The organism is Streptomyces sp. NPDC050528 (assembly GCF_044457795.1).
Lineage (GTDB): Bacteria > Actinomycetota > Actinomycetes > Streptomycetales > Streptomycetaceae > Streptomyces.
Map to the genome: position 1 here is coordinate 1 of NZ_JBITHH010000025.1, position 16,577 is coordinate 16,577.

Annotated in this window: 15 protein-coding genes and 1 pseudogene; 8 read left to right on the forward strand and 8 right to left on the reverse strand. The window is 69.4% G+C overall.

The window, feature by feature from the left end; all coding sequences use genetic code 11:
- From ACIBK4_RS49530 to ACIBK4_RS49555, 6 genes and pseudogenes are all read right to left on the reverse strand, one after another.
- Positions 1-319, reverse strand: a pseudogene (locus tag ACIBK4_RS49530) (DNA alkylation response protein); the annotation flags it as partial.
- Between the two features lie 92 nt (positions 320-411).
- A complete protein-coding gene (gene sbnA / locus ACIBK4_RS49535) occupies positions 412-1,386 on the reverse strand; it encodes a 2,3-diaminopropionate biosynthesis protein SbnA (protein ID WP_366429512.1) in 975 nt (324 codons plus the stop codon).
- 33 nt (positions 1,387-1,419) lie between these two features.
- A complete protein-coding gene (gene sbnB, locus ACIBK4_RS49540; RefSeq protein ID WP_399006612.1) occupies positions 1,420-2,448 on the reverse strand; it encodes a 2,3-diaminopropionate biosynthesis protein SbnB in 1,029 nt (342 codons plus the stop codon).
- Positions 2,445-3,449 (reverse strand): TauD/TfdA family dioxygenase, encoded by a 1,005-nt coding sequence (locus tag ACIBK4_RS49545; RefSeq protein ID WP_399006614.1) that lies wholly within the window; start codon positions 3,447-3,449, stop codon positions 2,445-2,447. The genes sbnB and ACIBK4_RS49545 overlap by 4 nt, the downstream gene beginning before the upstream one ends.
- A 55-nt stretch (positions 3,450-3,504) precedes the next feature.
- Positions 3,505-5,592, reverse strand: coding sequence for an amino acid adenylation domain-containing protein (locus ACIBK4_RS49550; protein WP_399006616.1), 2,088 nt, complete (start codon positions 5,590-5,592; stop codon positions 3,505-3,507).
- 42 nt (positions 5,593-5,634) lie between these two features.
- On the reverse strand, positions 5,635-8,088 hold the full coding sequence (locus ACIBK4_RS49555) for a Pls/PosA family non-ribosomal peptide synthetase (RefSeq protein WP_399006618.1): 2,454 nt from the start codon (positions 8,086-8,088) through the stop codon (positions 5,635-5,637).
- A 526-nt stretch (positions 8,089-8,614) separates the two neighbouring features.
- Between ACIBK4_RS49555 and ACIBK4_RS49560 the strand changes: the two genes are divergently transcribed.
- The 4 genes from ACIBK4_RS49560 (at position 8,615) to ACIBK4_RS49575 (ending at position 11,710) form a co-directional block, all read left to right on the forward strand.
- Positions 8,615-9,787 carry a YihY/virulence factor BrkB family protein gene (locus ACIBK4_RS49560; protein ID WP_399006620.1) on the forward strand — a complete coding sequence of 391 codons (1,173 nt, stop codon included), beginning with the start codon at positions 8,615-8,617 and terminating at the stop codon, positions 9,785-9,787.
- A gap of 121 nt (positions 9,788-9,908) precedes the next feature.
- The gene (locus ACIBK4_RS49565; protein ID WP_399006622.1) at positions 9,909-10,607 is read left to right on the forward strand and encodes a helix-turn-helix domain-containing protein; all 699 of its coding nucleotides are present in this window, start codon (positions 9,909-9,911) and stop codon (positions 10,605-10,607) included.
- A gap of 144 nt (positions 10,608-10,751) precedes the next feature.
- Positions 10,752-11,357: a DUF6232 family protein gene (locus tag ACIBK4_RS49570; RefSeq protein ID WP_399006624.1), complete on the forward strand. Its 606-nt coding sequence runs from the start codon at positions 10,752-10,754 to the stop codon at positions 11,355-11,357.
- A complete protein-coding gene (locus ACIBK4_RS49575; protein ID WP_399006626.1) occupies positions 11,354-11,710 on the forward strand; it encodes a hypothetical protein in 357 nt (118 codons plus the stop codon). The genes ACIBK4_RS49570 and ACIBK4_RS49575 overlap by 4 nt, the downstream gene beginning before the upstream one ends.
- 40 nt (positions 11,711-11,750) lie before the next feature.
- On the opposite strand, the gene ACIBK4_RS49580 is transcribed toward ACIBK4_RS49575, so the two are convergent.
- Both ACIBK4_RS49580 and ACIBK4_RS49585 read right to left on the reverse strand, forming a co-directional pair.
- Positions 11,751-12,152 carry a VOC family protein gene (locus tag ACIBK4_RS49580; protein WP_399006628.1) on the reverse strand — a complete coding sequence of 134 codons (402 nt, stop codon included), beginning with the start codon at positions 12,150-12,152 and terminating at the stop codon, positions 11,751-11,753.
- 119 nt (positions 12,153-12,271) lie between these two features.
- On the reverse strand, positions 12,272-12,904 hold the full coding sequence (locus ACIBK4_RS49585; protein WP_399006630.1) for a VOC family protein: 633 nt from the start codon (positions 12,902-12,904) through the stop codon (positions 12,272-12,274).
- 45 nt (positions 12,905-12,949) lie between these two features.
- Between ACIBK4_RS49585 and ACIBK4_RS49590 the strand changes: the two genes are divergently transcribed.
- The 4 genes from ACIBK4_RS49590 to ACIBK4_RS49605 all read left to right on the forward strand — a co-directional run bounded on the left by ACIBK4_RS49590 (position 12,950) and on the right by ACIBK4_RS49605 (position 16,577).
- Positions 12,950-13,603 carry a ThuA domain-containing protein gene (locus tag ACIBK4_RS49590; protein WP_399006632.1) on the forward strand — a complete coding sequence of 218 codons (654 nt, stop codon included), beginning with the start codon at positions 12,950-12,952 and terminating at the stop codon, positions 13,601-13,603.
- Positions 13,604-13,806: 203 nt separating this feature from the next.
- Complete coding sequence (locus tag ACIBK4_RS49595; RefSeq protein ID WP_399006634.1) at positions 13,807-14,664, forward strand: 2-amino-3,7-dideoxy-D-threo-hept-6-ulosonate synthase; 858 nt, start codon at positions 13,807-13,809, stop codon at positions 14,662-14,664.
- Positions 14,645-15,754 (forward strand): 3-dehydroquinate synthase II family protein, encoded by a 1,110-nt coding sequence (locus ACIBK4_RS49600; protein WP_399006636.1) that lies wholly within the window; start codon positions 14,645-14,647, stop codon positions 15,752-15,754. Before ACIBK4_RS49595 ends, ACIBK4_RS49600 begins: the two co-directional genes overlap by 20 nt.
- A gap of 7 nt (positions 15,755-15,761) precedes the next feature.
- Positions 15,762-16,577 (forward strand): arylamine N-acetyltransferase, encoded by an 816-nt coding sequence (locus ACIBK4_RS49605; RefSeq protein WP_399006638.1) that lies wholly within the window; start codon positions 15,762-15,764, stop codon positions 16,575-16,577.

The window sequence follows — 16,577 nt, forward strand, 5'->3', positions numbered from 1 at the left end:
GGGGGTTACTGCGGGGGGCGCCGCCCTTGCCGCCCCGCGGGTGCCGGGCGGTATGTACCTCCACCTGGTCTTTCGGGGGGCCCCCCGGGGGGGGGGGGCGCGGGCGGGGGGGTGGGGGGTGGGCCGGCCCACCCCACTCCTGGAGCTGGGCCGAACCGGCGGCGCGGCCCAGCGCGGAGAGGTCGTCCCGGACCTCGTCCAGCAGTCCGGGCGGGATGTGCCGCTCGACCGCCTCCGTCAGGACGCGGTCTGCGGTGAAGACGTCGTAGCCGACCAGTGGGGGAGTCTGGTTCGTCACGGTGTGGGTGGTGCGTGCCATGGCTGGAACCTACCCGTGGGGACGGCGGTGGTCGGGATCTCCACCTGCGGGTGCTCTGGATCTCCACCCTGACACAGCCGCCGCCTCGGACGTCAGGCCGAACGGGACATGGCCGCCAGCATCGCGGTCTCGGGCGCCTCCTCCTCCAGCCAGCCGGTGCGGTAGACGGTGTCGAGATAGCGTTCGCCGAGGTCGGGGGCGATCGCCACCGCCGTGGTGCCGTGCCGTCCGTTGCGCGCGAGCCACTGCTCGGCGCCCCGGACGACCGTGCCGGTGGACCCGCCGAACAGGAAGCCCCGCGCGGCCAGCCGACGGCAGGTCTGCACGGTCTCCGGCTCCTCGACATGGATCACGTCGTCGATGTACGACGTGTCGAGGAAGGGCGGCGCCACGCTGGTGCCGAGCCCCGGGATCATCCGCGGCCCGGACTCCCCGCCGAACGTGACCGAACCGGCCGCGTCCACGGCGACGATCCGCACCCGGCGCCGCCACTGCCAGAACCAGCGCGCGCAGCCCATCAGCGTCCCCGTGGTGCCCGCGCCGACGAACAGCACGTCCAACTGCGGGAACCGGCGGGCGATGGCGGGTGCGGTGGTGCGGTAGTGCGCCCGCCAATTGCCTTGATTGGAGTACTGGTTGAGCCACACGTACCGCTCGTCGGAGGCGCACAGCGCCCGCACGTACGCGATCCTGGCGCCCAGGAAACCGCCGTGCACGTCGGGTTGGTCGATGACGTGGACCCGGCTGCCGAGCGCCTCCATCAGCTGCACCGTGGGCACGTTGCAGCGTCTGTCGGTGATGCAGAGAAACCCGTAACCGCGGCTCGCCGCGAGCACGCTCAGGGCCACTCCCAGGTTCCCGGACGACGACTCGACCAGCACCGAGCCGGGCCGCAGGATGCCGGCCCGCTCGGCGGCGTCCACCATCTCGGTGGCGGCCTTCAGCTTGACCGAGCCGGCGAAGTTGAACCCCTCGCACTTCAGATAGAGCGGCAGTTCCAGTGCTGCCCGCAGGTCGACGTAGAGGTCGTCCTCGTTGAACTCCGCGGGATCGGAAATAACAGCCATGTTTTCCCCCCTAGTGGTGCGCCACGATCGCCGTCAGCCGTACCGGCGCAGCTCGTGGAAGAACCCGTCGACGACGTGGAGTTCGCCCCTTCGAACCACTTCGTCATGGACGAACCTGCCGACCGCGAGGTCGAGCACCCCGAGCCCGAACGGCGAGAACACCACCGTCCGGTCGGTCGGTACGTTCACCCGGCCCGTCAGTACGTCGTCCAGCGTGCCGTCGATGAACTCCCGCCCCCCGGTGGCCTGTTCGGCCAGATGCGGTGACGTGTCGGCCTTCAGACAGTGCTCGACGTCGTCCACGAAGTTCGCGGACGCGAGCAGGATCGCCGGGTCGAGATCCCGCAACGACACGTGCAGGACCAGCGGATGATGGTCGAACCAGGCCGGATCGTGCACATGCGGCGAGCCGGCGATCGTCGCGAACACCAGCAAGTCGCTGGAGCGGACGAGCCCTTCGGCCTTGTCGTGCACCGTGATCCGCCCCGGCGCACCCGACCGCTCCAGATACCCCCGGAACCCCTCCGCGCTCTGTGCGGACAGGTCGTACACCCCCGTCTCCTCGAACTCCCAGCCGGTGGCCCGGAGATGGGTGTGGATGTAGCGGGCGATCAGCCCGGTCCCCACGAACCCGACCCGCAGTGGACGCGTCCGGCCCTGGCTCAGCTTGTCGGCCGCTAGCGCCGCCGAACTCGCCGTACGGGTCGCGCTGATCACCGAACTCTCCAGGCAGGCATACGGATAGCCCGTGTCGGGGTCGTTGAGGATCAGCACCGCCGAGGCCCTGGGCAGCCCCGACCCGGTGTTCCCCGGGAAACTGGAGATCCACTTCAGCCCGTCCACCCGCAACGGCCCCCCGAGCGAGGCGGGCAGCGCGATGATCCGGGACGACGGACGGTCCGGGAAGCGCAGGAAGTACGACGGCGGGTTCACCGAGTCGCCCGCGCCGTGCAGCCGGTAGGTGGCCTCCACGAGGGTGCCGATCTCCGACTCCCGCCCGGCCAGGGCCTGTTGGACCTGCTCGCCGCTGATGACCGAGAAGGAGGGCGTGTCGATGCTCATGCCGCCCTCCCGCCGGCCGTCGGGGCGAGGTCCGTCAGGCGCACCGGATCGCCGAGCCCGGCCAGTACCTCGCGCGGCCCCTCGAACGGCTCCCTGCCGTGCGCGGTACGGATGTTGTCCACCAGCAGCAGATCCCCCGAGCGCCACGGCTCGCGCCGCACGTGCCGGTCGTAGGCCTCGTTGATGGTCGTCACGATGCCCGCGTCGAGCGGATCGCCGTTCCCGAAGCGGGTGTTGAAGGGCAGCCCGTCGGCGCCGTATTCGTCGACCATGTACTCGCGGACCTCGGGCTCCAGCGTCCACTCGTTCAGGAACGCGATCTGGTTGAACCAGCAGCGGCGGCCGGTGACCGGGTGGCGGAGCACGGCGGCCCGGTGCTGGCGGGTGCGCAGCGAACCGTCGGGCTGCCAGGCGAACTCGATGCCCTGGGTGCGGCAGTAGCGCTCCACGACGGCCCGGTCGTCGGTGCCGAAGGCCTCGGCGACCGACGCCCCGATCTCCTCGTGGTAGGTCCGCGTCAGCATCCAGCCCTCGCGCTCGAACCGCTCCACCAGCGCCGCGGGCAGCTCCCGCAGCACGGCCTCGGCGTCGGCGACCGGGGTCGCGCCGCCCGTCGTCGGTGCCTCCAGGCAGGCGAAGAGCAACAGCCCCGGGAAGTCCAGGGCATAGCTCAACTCGTGGTGCTGGCACATCGGTTGGTCGGTCGGCCACTTCGTGGCGGAGTACACGCCCTCCGCGTACGTACGGCGGGGCGCGAACGGCTCCCGGTCCGCCATCAGGGAGTTCGTGAGCCGCCGGAAGACGGTCTCGGCGCCGGCCGGGTCGGCGAGGCCGAGCCCGCGGACCAGGACACAGCCGTGCTCGGCGACGACGGACCGCAGCGCGTCACGGTGCCCGGCGGCCCAGCCGACCGGGTCCGCGCCGACGTCGGCGTGCAGCAAAGGCGGACTGTCCGGGCTGAGAGCAACGGAGTTGAGCAGAGTCGCGGAAGAGAGCGACATCTCGGTGTTCCTTTCGGTGATGCTGTTGAGCGTTCGACCGGGGGTGCGGCTGGGCTCAGGAGGAGACCGGCGGGTCCAGCAGTCCGGCCAGGTCCGCGAGGACCGGGTGACGGGTGACGTCCTTGAGGCTGATCGCCCGGTCGAGGGCGACCGCCAGCTTCACCGCGGCCAGCGAGGTGCCCCCGCGGTCGAAGAAGTGGTCCTGGCGGCCGATCCGTTCGGCCGGAATGCCCAGCACCACCGCCCAGGCGGCGGCCAGCCGGCGCTCGGCGGGCGTGTCCGGCCCGTCGCCGACGGCGTCCAGGTCACCGGCGAGCGCGGTCAGCGTCCTGCGGTCGGTCTTGCCGTTGGCGGTCAACGGCAGCGACGCCCGCCAGTGCACGACCGACGGCACCATGTACGCGGGCAGCGACTCGGCGAGCCGGGCCCGCACGGCGCTTGCCTCGACGGGCCGCGGGCCGGTGCAGAACGCCACCAGCTGCGTCCCGCGCACGACGACCACCGCGCCGTCGCGCACCCCGTCCACCCGCAGCAGCGCGTTCTCGATCTCGCCGATCTCGATGCGGAAGCCGCGGATCTTCACCTGGCTGTCCCGGCGCCCCAGGAACTCCAGCTTGCCGTCGGGACGCCAGCGCCCGTGGTCACCACTGCGGTACAGCCGCTCACCGGGCCGGTACGGGTCGTCGGTGAACGCCGCCTTCGTCCGCTCGGGGTCGTTGACGTACCCCCGGCCCACGCACACACCGGAGAAGACGATCTCGCCGGGCGCGCCCAGCGGCACGGGCACCAGATCCTCGTCCACCACGTACACGCGGACATTGGAGACGGGCCGGCCGAGCGGGACGCGGTCGCCGTCCGGTGCCCGGTCCATGACCTCGTGGTTGGTGTCGTCCGAAGTCTCCGTCAGGCCATAGGCGTTGACGAGCCGCACCCCGGGCCGGGCGGTGAACCAGCGCTCCACGAGCTCCTTCTTCACGGCCTCCCCGGTGACCGACACACAGCGCAGATCGGGGAGTTCACGCGGCTGCCGCTCCAACTCGGCGAGCACGGCCTCCAGATACGACGGCACGACCTGGAGCACGTTCACACGCCCCGCCTCGACCGTGTCGACGAACCGCGCCACGTCCAGGATCACGTCCTGCTCCACCAGCAGCGTCCGCCCGCCCACGAGCGGCGCGCAGACCAGCTGCCACAGCGAGATGTCGAAGCACTGCGGCGCGGTCTGCGCCACCACCTGCCCGGCGCCGATCCCCAGGTCGTCGAGTTTCGCGAACACGTGGTTGAGGAAACCCGCGTGCTCGCACATCGCGCCCTTGGGCTCACCCGTGGAGCCCGACGTGAAGTAGATGTAGGCGAGTTGGCCCGGCGTGACCTCGATCCCGAGATCACCGTCCGAGTGGCCCTCGGCGTACGCCTCGTCGACGTAGAGCGTGCCCTCGGACGTCGGGTCCAGCGCGCCGTCGCTGCCGCGCTCGGTCAACACCAGCTCGCACCCGGCACGTTCGAGCACTCGGGCGACCCGGTCGGCCGGGAAGTGCGGCTCGACCGGCAGATACACGCCGCCCGCCTTGAACACGGCGAGCACGGCGGCCATCCAGTCCAGGTTCCGCTCCAGCACCACGGCGACGACACCCTCGCGGGTCAGTCCCCGGGAGAGCAGCGCCCGACTGAGCTGATTCGCCCGGGAGTTGAGCTCCCGGTACGTCCACTGCCGGTCCCCCTGGACGGCGGCGACCGCGTCCGGGCACACCGCCACCATGTCCTCGAACAGCTCGTGCACCCGCCGGTCCGGCAGTTCGCGGTACGGGCCCGCCAACTCGTCGAGCTGGAAGCGGAGTTCGGCGTCCGACAGCAGCACCGGCCGGTCCGGCTCGGTGAGGGCGGTCACGTGATAGCCCGCGATGCGGGCGGCGGCCTCGGCGTCCAGGACGTCGGTGCGGTAGCGCAGCCGCAGCGTGCGGCCGGTGACGCGCACCTCCACCGCCGGGTCCTCCTCGGCGGGTTCACCCGACAGTGCCCCGAGGACCTTGGCATGGGCGACTTTCAATGCGGCGGGCTCGATCAACAGCCCGTCGGGCAGGGACACTTCGTACTCCGCCACACCGGGCACCGGAGCGAGCGTCCACCGCGGAATGATCTCCATCGTTCTCTTCCCCCTGTTTCCTTCCCCCCACGGCACGAGCCGTCAGGGAGTCATGTGCTGTCCGGCGCGCCGTGGCGCCACTGCCGGATTCCCGCCCCACCGGGACCGTGCCGGCATCTCCTCGCCCTTCATCAGGAAGGAGTCGGCGGCGAGTTCGGCCCCGTCACCCATCGACACGCCGTAGTGGACGAGCGCACCCACCCCGAGGGTGCAGCCGGCGCCGATGGTGATCATTTCTGACTTGAAGGTGCCGTCCTCCTGCGAGTGCGACTGCACCTTGGTGTGCGCCGCCAGCGTGCAGTCGTCGCCGATCGCGGTCAGCGTGCGCTCGGTGATGTAGGCGCCGTCGTCGAAGACCCGGCGTCCCATCCGCACGCCCAGCAGCCGCCAGATCAGGCTCTTGAACGGCGTGCCGTTGAACACCTGGATGTAGGTGTCCGGCACCTTCCACAGCCGCTCGTGCCACCAGAAGTACGGGTCGTAGATCGAGCACAACTTCGGCTCCAGCGGCCGGAATCCACCGACCAGCCGCTCCACCAGCACGTAGTACCCGGCGGTGAAACCGAGCCCCAGCATCAGGGACGCGCCGATCAGCAGCCCCCCGCCGACGCCCTCGCCCCCGTACAGGTCGATGGCGGCGAAGCCGAGCACGGTGAGCACGAACCAGTGCAGCCAGCGCACGAACAGGTACAGGCCCATCGAGCGCAGGTTGGACCGGTTCTTCGCGGCCAGCCGGCGCTTCAGCTCGTCGCCCTCGCGCAGATGGTCGAAGCGGCTGTCGCGCTCCACCGAACGCGGGATCTCGAAGCACGGCGAGCCCAACAGGCCCACGCCCTCGCGGAGTTCACCGTCGATCGGCACCATCACCTTGGTGGCCAGCAGACAGTTGTCGCCGGTACGGCCCCCCGAGGGGTAGGCGATGTTGTTGCCCAGGAAGTTGCGCGGCCCGATCACGGCGCGCGACAGCCGGAACGACGTACTGGAGAAGTCCGCGTTCACGATCGACAGCCCGTCCGCGACCATCGTGCCGCTGCCCACCGTGGCCAGATACGGCGTCTCGTGCTGCACCTCCGTACCGAAGTTGGAGCCGGTCTGCTCCACCACCCCGAGGTCGTAGCCGATCGCCTTCAGGTAGCCGACGATGAACGAGCTGTCCCCGCACAGCCACTTGAAGAACTTCAGGTTGGTCATCCGGGCCACCGCGCGCTGCACCGAGTAGTGGAAGCCGTACAGCGGATACACCTTGTCGGGGCGCAGCAGCGGACGCAGCAGCCTCGGCAGCAGGGACACGGCGGCGAAGCCGAGCACGACGAATCCGACGAACGCCACGAGCGACAGACCCAGCGCCTCGCCGTAGAACCGGGCGGAGTTGAGGTCCTTGGTGTTCGGGTCCAGCAGGTGGTCGAGGGCCGGGACCACGGTCAGCGCCATGTAGGTGCCGCCGACCGCGAGCGGGACGTAGACCAGCAGCATCTGCAGGATCGCGCCGAGGCCGTAGCCGAAGCGGCGCCAGGTCGAGCAGTCCGCGTGCGGGATGCGGACGTAGTCGACGTCCGTGGGCTGGGCCGGAGAGCCGTGCACACGTTGCCCCGCCGGGACGGCGGCGCCGTCGTACAGGGCGGAGGAGTGGCCGAGTTGGGACCCGTCGCCCATGACCGTGCCGATGTCGAGGACGGTCTTCTCACCGACGTAGACCTCGCTGCCGAGGGTGACCCGGCCGGTGCGGATGCGGCCGGCCCGCGCCTGGTAGCAGAGGAAGAAGGTGTCCTTGCGGATGACCGTTCCGGCACCGATGGTCAGCAGGTCGGTGCAGACCGGTACGGAATGGGACAGGATCGTGACGCCCTTGCCGATCCGGGCGCCCAGGGCGCGCAGATACAGGACGTACAGCGGGTTGCCGGCGAACAGGATCATCGGGTTGGCGTGCAGCAGTGCCTTGACCGTCCAGAACCGGACGTAGGCGAGGCCCCAGACCGGGAACTCGGTCTCTTTCCAGCGGCCCACCAGAATCCACTTGGCCACCACCGGCACCGTGCACACACCGACGAACACCGCGCCGCCGAATATCGCGGACCGCAGATACACCTGGACCACTCCGGTACCGGAGGCAACCCATTCGTATCCCTGTCCCGTGACCATTCCGGCGAGCACGCAATACATCGCGAAAACCAGGAACTGCAGTAGTCCGCACAGTAGATAGCGGGCCGTGCTTCCGGTTGGCGGCGGCTCCGCCACGACCGGTGCGGCGGGCTCGGGTGTGTCGGCGAGCGCCGCCGCCAGACTGCGGATCGTCGGATATCCGTAGACGTCCCGCATCGACACCGACGGCAGATCTTCGCGTTTCCTGACCCGGGCACAGAAATGTGCCATCACCAACGAGTTGGCGCCCAGGTCGTCGAAGAAGTGACTGTCGAGGGGTATGACTTCCTTGCGTACGACACCGGCCAGGACCTCCGCTAGGACGGTCTCGGTGACGGTGCCGGGTGTTCCACCCACGTGGCTCCTTGGTGCTGATCGTCGTCTTTGAATTGTCAAAGACGAATACGGTGGAGTCGCGCCCGTTGTTCACGGCAGGGGCATATTAAAAAGCACGCGAAACGGGTGGGGTGAATGGGAATTCGTGGGATTGAAGTTCCCTATTGTGTGCTGAGTTTTCCAATGGACGCGGCCCTGGTCCTGGGCCAAGTGATTCCCCCGAGTCGTGTGCGCTGACGTCGTCCCAACGCGCGCAACGAATGCAGTCCGGATTATTTCTGGACATTCTGGAACGGGTCAAGGCTGTTTGGGTCAATGGCGCTTTTTCGTCTTCGTCGACGGAGGTACAGGTCAACATGAATTGACGGGCGAAGTCCTCACCGGGAGACTCTCCGAAACATCCGACAAAATATCGAATGCGGCTTCGATTCCCGGGTGGATTATTTTCGGCCATCGCGAGCATGACATGACCGCCCCCGAGGGCGTCCCGCGCGGCCGAAGACCCCGGGGGACGAGTGCATCCCGGCGCGGCGGATACCTTTAGGGCGTGCAGTCAGCAAGTGAACCCACCGAGCGGCCCACCAGCCGGTTCCACCGGGCGCGTGCCCTCTACCGGAACGTCTCCAAGCGCAGGACCGCCTGGCTGCTGGTCAAGGACACCGTCAACTCCTGCATGGAGTACCGCATCCTGGGCCTCGCGGCCGAGGCCGCGTTCTTCACGCTGCTGTCCGTGCCGCCGCTGCTGCTGAGCCTCATCGGCCTGCTCGGCTACGTCGACAGCTGGACCGGCGCCGACAGCATCGCCGGCCTGGAGAACAACATCCTGGAGGCGTCCCGCACGGTCCTCTCCGACAAGGGCGTGCACGAGATTGCCCAGCCGATCCTGCACGACGTGATGAAGGGCGGCCGGCCCGACGTCATCTCCATCGGCTTCCTGTTCGCCCTCTGGTCGGGCTCCCGCGCGGTCAACGTCTTCATCGACACCATCACCGTCATGTACGGCCTCGACGGCGTGCGCGGCATCGTCAAGACCCGGATCGTGTCCTTCGCCCTGTTCGTCGCGGCCCTGCTGATCGGCTCGATCGCGCTGCCGCTCATGGTCGCGGGACCGGACGCCGTGGTGAACGTGGTGCCGTGGTCGGAGACGGTCGTACAGGTCCTGTACTGGCCGGTTGTCATCGTCCTGTCCGTCGTCTTCCTGACGACGCTGTACCACGTGTCCGTCCCCGTCCGCTCCCCGTGGATCGAGGACGTCCCCGGCGCCCTGGTCGCCCTCGCGATGTGGGTCCTGGGCAGCTACCTGCTCCGCATCTACCTCACCAGCACGGTCGAGGGCCCCACCATCTACGGCTCCCTCGCCGCCCCCGTCGCCGTCCTCCTGTGGATCGGCGTCTCCGCGTTCGCGGTCCTCGTGGGAGCCGCCGTCAACGCGGCCATCGACCGCGTCTGGCCGGCCGCCGCGACCGCCGCCGCCCGCGCCGCCAACGAACGCCGCCAGGACGAACAGGTCGCCGAGTACGTCGCCCGCATGGCCGCGGTCCGCGCCCGGGACGGCGAGGACGACGACGACCCCGACGACTCCTACATGCCCTCGGAATTCCCGGAACGCTGGTCCCGCTTCCTCCCTCCGGAGGACGTGACGTCCCGCCTGCGTACGCACGCGAAGAGCACCCACCACCACAAGGGAACCGGGGACTCTTCTCAAACACCGGAGAAGTGAAGCGCGCACCAAAGGGGCCGGGGCTCCTGATCGCCGGACAAGTCAGGTGCTCCTGAAAGGGGCGCGGGGCTGCGTCGATACGCGGTCGGGGCGGGAACGCCGCCGGGCGTAGCCTTTGACCGTGTACGCGGAGAGGGCGTCCCGGCTGCCGGGCGCGGTGCTCTGGACCCGGACGATCGAGGCCGCCACCGCAGCCCCGGTCCACCCCGTCCTGCCCGACGGCTGCATGGACCTCCTCTGGAACGAGGGCCGCCTTCTGGTCGCGGGCCCCGACACGCGCGCGTACGTCCCCGGGACCGCCCCCGCCCAGTGGGCGGGCCTCCGCTTCGCCCCCGGCACGGCACCCACCTACCTGGGCGTCCCCGCACACGAACTCCGCGACCGCCGGGTCGACCTCACCGACCTCTGGCCCGCCGCGACGGTACGCCGCCTGACCGCCGGCGTCGCCAAGTCCCCCCACCCGGCCACCGCGCTGGAGGAACTGGCACTGCGACGCGCGACCGGGACACCCCCACTGGATCCGCTCCTACGACACCTCGTGGCGGCCCTCGACACCGGCCGCCCCGTCGCCGCCACCGCCGACGAACTCGGCCTCGGCGCCCGCCAGTTGCACCGCCGCTCACTGACCGCGTTCGGCTACGGCCCCAAGACGCTCGCCCGGGTGCTGCGCCTCCAACGGGCCCTCGCGCTGGCCCGCACCGGAGTCCCGTTCGCACAGACGGCGGCCCGGTCCGGCTACGCCGACCAGGCCCATCTCGCCCGGGACGTCAAGGAGTTCGCGGGAATGCCGCTGGGGGAACTGCTCGGCCGGGGCGGCTGAGGTCTGTTCCGTAGTTGTCGTCCGGCTCCGTCGTCATTCGGCCAACCCTCCACGACAGCCGCACAGTTGATCCCCTGTATCGACTTGCACAGGTGGCCACTTGGCGTAGTTAATGTTCGCCTGTCAGTGATCTCAGGGGGACTCGTGGAGAGAACCGAAGCGTCCGGCGTCCCGGACATCCCGCCGCCGCCCGCCGTCCCGCCGCAGACGTACCGCGCGATCGATCTGCGGGTCAGCAAGCGGCTGTTGTGGGTCGGCAGGGCCGTGTACCCGCTGGAGAACATCGCCAGGGTGCACACGTACATGCTCACGCCGAGGCGCTGGGAGGCCACGCGGCTCTTCCTGAAGCGCCTCGCGATCATCCTGGCGATGGCGTTCGCACTGACCATCCTCGGCGGCATCACCGGGATCGCCAGCCGGGACACGGCGGGCACGCTCATCGGGTGGGTGTGGCTGGGCTCGGTGGCCGCGCTGATCTTCTGCGGGGTCGAGTGGCTGCAGGTGTTGTCGGCGACGCCGCTGTACGTCCTGGCCGTGGAGACGTCCGGCCCGTCCATGGCCGTGGTGACGAGCGAGGACCCGCGCCGGCTCGATCACCTGGTGGGCTCCATCGTGTACGCGATCGAGAACCCGGAGACGGAGTTCCACGTCACGGTGGACCGCCTCATGATCAACCCGAACAACTACCACTTCGGAGACAACGTCAACATGTACGGCGGTACGGGCAACGTGGGAGTGGCACACGGATGAGCGGCGACAATTTCCACTTCGGGGACAACGTCACCATGTACGGCGGCACCGGGAACACCGGCATCGTCAAGCACCAGACACCGGCCGGGCCGAACTCCGTGGACCCCGCCCTCCAGGCCGCCGTCGAGGAACTGCGCCGACTGGTCGGGACGCTGCGCGAGCAGGTACCGCCCGCGAGCGCGCAGGCCATCGACGACTCCCTGCCGGCCCTCACCACGGATTCGGGCACCGCCCCGCAGGAGCGGCACCGCGCGCTGATGGCCGTCGCGGGAATCGCGGCGACGGTCGGCGCGGTGGGCCAGCCGGCGCTGGAGGCGGTGAACCGGATCCTGGGGCTGCTCGGCGGTCAGTAGACGGCCGGACAACTCCCGGTACGTCTAGCCGCCTAGTGCGTCAGGTGGTCTTCAGCGGCGCGAACAGGTCCACGCCGTTGCCGTCGGGGTCGTGCACGACGGCGTACCGCTGGCCCCAGAAGGCGTCCCACGGCTTCAGCTCGCCGTGGTGCCCGGCACCGACCAACTCCTCGTAGACCCGGTCGACTTCGGCGGGGTCGTCGCAGAGCAGGGCGAGCGCGGCCCGCCCACTGCCACCGGTGGGCGGCCGCCAACCCGCGTGGAACGAGCGGACCGTGTCCTCGGTGTCCAGCAACAGCCTCAGCCCGCCGGGAAGTTGGGCCTCGGCATGCGGCCGGCTCTCGGCACCCTCCGGGAAACCGAACCCGAGCCGACGGTAGAAGCTGACAGAGGCGGCCATGTCGGAGACGACCAGGCCGATCGCGTCGAATCGTGGAGTCATGGGGCCACCGTAGGCAGGCGCCGAGGGGCTGGTCTTGAAGGAATCGGACAGGGCGGTGGTCGTGTCGGGGCGGCGGCTCGGCGGAACGTCACCGGTGCTCGGCGGAAGCTCACCGGTGCTCAGCGGAAGGTCACCGGTCCGCGCGGAGTGTCCACCGTGAAGGTGAGGCCCACCGGGCCCTCGGTCAGCGGGAGTTCCGCGCCCACCGCCGTCAGCAGCGGCCGGATCTCGTCCGGGACCGGCGCCGTCGCGGTCAGCTCCAGCAGGGGCGCGACGGGCAGGTCCGAGGCGGTCGGATGGGGCGAGGAACTCCAGTCGATGAGGAACGGCACCAGACCGGAGGGATGCGCCGTGTCCCCGTCGGTGAGCCGCCACTCCAGCAGCGTGCCGTCGGGCCGGCGCCGGCTCATCGCCCGCACGGGCCCGGGGTCGTACCCCCGCGCACGGGCCGCCACGACCGCCGCGTCCAGGTCGATCGGGGAGACCGCCCAGGTCACCGTCCGGGCGACGGCCAGCCCGTCGACACCGAACGGGCGCGGACCCGACGGCTCGGACTGCTCCGGGTCGGGACCGATGATTTCCAGATACCGGGAACCACCCAGGGAGACAAGGCAGTTGCGGGTGCCGAGCCCGACATGCGCTCCGCCCGCGACCGGCGCGACACCCGTGCGCTCGGTGAACCCGGCGACCGTGGCCGCCAGATCGGGGGTCGCGAGGACGAGGTGATCCAGGAGTGCGGGAATGGCATTCATCCTCACCCAGGCTACGCGGCGGGTCCGTGAAATAGGCTGCGCCGCATGGCTGTTACGCCCCGCCTCCTCGTCTGCACCCGCACCACCGACTACCGCCACGACTCCATCCCGGCCGCGGTCACCGCCGTACGCACCCTCGGCCCCTTCGAGGTGGACGCGACCGAGGACCCGGCCGCCTTCGAACGCCCCCTGCACGACTACGCGGCCGTCGTCTTCCTCTCCACCAGCGGCGAGATACTGACCCCGACGGGACGCGAACACCTCGCCGCCCACGTCGAGTCGGGCGGCGGCTTCGTCGGAGTCCACGCGGCGGCCTGCACCGAGTACGACTGGCCGTACTACGGCGACCTCCTGGGCGCCCGCTTCGACCGGCACCCCGCCTACCAGCCCGGCACCGCGCTCGTCGAGGACCGCACCCACCCGGCCACCCAACACCTCCCGGCCGTATGGCGGTTCACGGACGAGTGGTACGACTTCCGCACCAGTCCCCGGAGTTCGGTCCACGTCCTCGTCTCGGCCGACGAATCCTCGTACGAGGGCGGCCGGATGGGCGCCGACCACCCCCTCGCGTGGTGCCACGGGAAGGGCGCCGGCCGGGTCTTCTACACGGCCCTCGGTCACGCCTCGGAGGCCTACGAGGACCCGGACTTCCGCGCGCATCTGCTGGGCGGGATCAACTGGGCGGCGGGGCTGGACTAGCGGCCTCGCGGGGCTGAACCAGCCGCCCGGTCCGCGCTGTTCGCAGGCGGAAACCATGCTCGTCCCACGGCCCGGGCGGCCGTGCGTCCATTTCCGGGATCTCCGAGTGAACCTCTCCCGGGTGGCGGCCGTAGACCGGCACAGAGGGCGGCCCGATGAGGCCCCTTCCGGAGACCGGACAGCCGGCCAGGCACGGAATGGGAATGGACTGGATGCAGATGTTCGACGGCGTTTCGAGCGCCCGCAAAATGAGAATGCTGCGGCTCTGCCGACGCAATCCGCGACGCATGCTGGTCGTTCCGCTCGACCATCCCTTGACGGACGGGCCGATCGCGGGGGGCGGCTCGGGACTCAATCGGCTGGTCGGTCAGTTGGCGACGAACGGTGCGGACGCCGTGGTGCTGCACAAGGGAAGTGTCCGCCGGGTGGATCCGGCCTGGTTCACTCAGACGTCGCTCATCGTGCATTTGAGCGCGAGCACCGCCCACGCCCCCGACCCCGATGCGAAATGCCTGGTCGCGACCGTCGAAGAGGCATTGCGTCTCGGCGCCGACGCGGTGAGCGTGCACGTGAATGTCGGTTCCCGGGAAGAGGCCCGGCAGATAGCCGATATGGCGGTGGTGGCGGAGGCCTGCGACCGCTGGAACCTTCCGCTGATGGCGATGATGTATCCGCGAGGACCGCGCGTCACCGACCCGCGTGACCCGGCGCTGGTCTCCGCCGCCGTGACGGTCGCGGCCGAAATCGGGGCCGACCTGATCAAGACGTACGCCCTCGAATCGGATGTGGACATGCTGCGCCTGACGGCGTCCTGTCCCGTACCCATTCTGGTGGCCGGCGGTCCGCGGGTCGGCAATGGGAAAGCGCTGCTGGAATTCGTCGATTCCGCACTCCGGGGCGGCGCGGCCGGTGTCGCCATGGGCCGGAACATCTTCGAATCCGACAACCCGGCCGCCACGACACGTGAACTGGCCCGCCTTGTGCACGGCGATGTGCCGCCGCCCGCTCCGATCGAGTTCTCCAGGAAAGAGACAAGGAACCATGAAGCTCACGTGGCTTGACATTCGCGGTAGCGCCCATAAGCAGGCGGTACTTGAAGAAGCCCTGCACCAGCGGTTGGACGGCATTGTCTCGGACAGCCTGGTGGACCTGGACGGCCTGCCTCCCACGGTGAAGAAGGTCTTCTTCCCGCACGGCACGGAGCTCAAGGAGCTTCCCGACGATCTCGGCGCGGCCGACGTGGTGATCGTCGATCCGCGCGTGCACGGGACGCCTGCGGAACTCTCGTCGGTCTACCCCGGAGTCGAGTTCGGGCGCTTCGTGGAGATCGTCGACGCGGAGACCCTGGAGGACGCCTGTCGGTCGGCCCGTACGGAGGAGTGGAGCCTGCTGCTGTTCCGCGACCCCACCAAGATCCCGCTGGAGATCGTCATCGCGGCCGCCGCCGGCGCCGAGGGCAGCCTGATCACCGTCGCCGGGGATGTGGAGGAGGCGGAGATCATCTTCGGGGTGCTCGAACACGGCTCCGACGGCGTGATGATGGCGCCCGACGCCGTGGGCGACGCCACCGCGCTCAAGCAGGCCTCCGCCGTCGTCACCGAGCCGCTCGATCTGGTCGAGCTCACGATTGTCGCCACCGAACATGTGGGCATGGGGGAGCGGGCCTGCGTCGACACGTGCAGCCATTTCCGTGAGGACGAGGGAATCCTGGTCGGCTCGCATTCCAAGGGAATGATTCTCTGCGTGAGCGAGACGCATCCCCTTCCCTATATGCCGACCCGGCCGTTCCGGGTGAACGCGGGGGCCATTCACTCCTACACGCTGTCCCGCGACGGGCGTACCCATTACCTCAGCGAGCTGAAGTCCGGCAGCAAGGTCATGGCCGTCGACGTCAAGGGGCAGACCCGAATCGTCACCGTCGGGCGCGTCAAGATCGAGAGCCGTCCCCTCATTTCCATCGACGCGAAGTCGGAGGACGGACGCGCCGTCAATCTCATTCTTCAGGACGACTGGCACGTGCGCGTGCTCGGCCCGGGCGGGGCGGTGTTGAACAGCACCGAACTCAAGCCCGGCGACCGTGTATTGGGTTATCTGCCCGCCGAGGACCGCCATGTCGGCTATCCCATCAACGAGTTCTGCCTGGAGAAGTGAGAGCGCCATGGACGACGAACTCATCGACGCCTATCTGGAACGCATAGGCGCCAAACGGCCGGAGCGGGTGGACGCGGCCGCCCTGCGACATCTCCACGAACGCCATGTGCTGTCCGTTCCGTTCGAGAACCTGTTCTTCCTTCTCGGGGAACCGATCCCGTACTCCCTGGACGCGGTCAAGAAGATCGTGCGCGAACGACGCGGCGGCGGGTGCTTCGAGCTGAACTCGGCTTTCGCGATGCTGCTCGAAGTGCTCGGATTCCAGGTCACCCTGCTCGCCGGGTGCATCTATCGCGGTGAAGTCCTGGACAGTCCCATCGGTCATCTGGCGCTTCGGGTGGAGACCGATGAACCGGACGGACATTCCTGGCTGGTCGACGTCGGGCAGGGAAGTCACAGCCGTTGGCCCCTGCGGCTGGATCTCCGCACACCGCAGGACGACCCGCACGGCGCATACCTTGTCGTCGAGACCCCCGACGGGGACATCGACGTATTCCGTGACGGCTCACCGCGGTACCGGATGGAATTGAAGCCCCGGAAAATCGAATTCGGCCTTCCCTCCATGTGGTGGTACCAGACCGCGCCCGAATCGCCCTTCAGGAACCGGCTGATCTGTGTCCAGCCCCGCGAGGACGGAAGGGTCACTCTCGCGAACAGGGTCCTGATCAGGGAACAGGGCGGGGAGCGGACCAGGGAGCGGATCGTCACCGAAGAGGGACTGAAGGAGGCGCTCGGGACCTGGTTCGGGATCCATCTCGACGAGGTGCCGAAGATCCCGGAACGGACCGCGACGCCGTCCGCCGCCGGAAAGGGGCGTCCGTAG

What these genes read in the sequence shown, in the direction of transcription:
- sbnA (WP_366429512.1), bottom strand. Translation starts at nt 1,386, where the DNA reads ATGGCTGTTATTTCCGATCCCGCGGAGTTCAACGAGGACGACCTCTAC.
- sbnB (WP_399006612.1), bottom strand. Translation starts at nt 2,448, where the DNA reads ATGAGCATCGACACGCCCTCCTTCTCGGTCATCAGCGGCGAGCAGGTC.
- ACIBK4_RS49545 (WP_399006614.1), bottom strand. Translation starts at nt 3,449, where the DNA reads ATGTCGCTCTCTTCCGCGACTCTGCTCAACTCCGTTGCTCTCAGCCCG.
- ACIBK4_RS49550 (WP_399006616.1), bottom strand. Translation starts at nt 5,592, where the DNA reads ATGGAGATCATTCCGCGGTGGACGCTCGCTCCGGTGCCCGGTGTGGCG.
- ACIBK4_RS49575 (WP_399006626.1), top strand. Translation starts at nt 11,354, where the DNA reads ATGAGCGGCGACAATTTCCACTTCGGGGACAACGTCACCATGTACGGC.
- ACIBK4_RS49580 (WP_399006628.1), bottom strand. Translation starts at nt 12,152, where the DNA reads ATGACTCCACGATTCGACGCGATCGGCCTGGTCGTCTCCGACATGGCC.
- ACIBK4_RS49585 (WP_399006630.1), bottom strand. Translation starts at nt 12,904, where the DNA reads ATGAATGCCATTCCCGCACTCCTGGATCACCTCGTCCTCGCGACCCCC.
- ACIBK4_RS49590 (WP_399006632.1), top strand. Translation starts at nt 12,950, where the DNA reads ATGGCTGTTACGCCCCGCCTCCTCGTCTGCACCCGCACCACCGACTAC.
- ACIBK4_RS49595 (WP_399006634.1), top strand. Translation starts at nt 13,807, where the DNA reads ATGGACTGGATGCAGATGTTCGACGGCGTTTCGAGCGCCCGCAAAATG.
- ACIBK4_RS49600 (WP_399006636.1), top strand. Translation starts at nt 14,645, where the DNA reads ATGAAGCTCACGTGGCTTGACATTCGCGGTAGCGCCCATAAGCAGGCG.
- ACIBK4_RS49605 (WP_399006638.1), top strand. Translation starts at nt 15,762, where the DNA reads ATGGACGACGAACTCATCGACGCCTATCTGGAACGCATAGGCGCCAAA.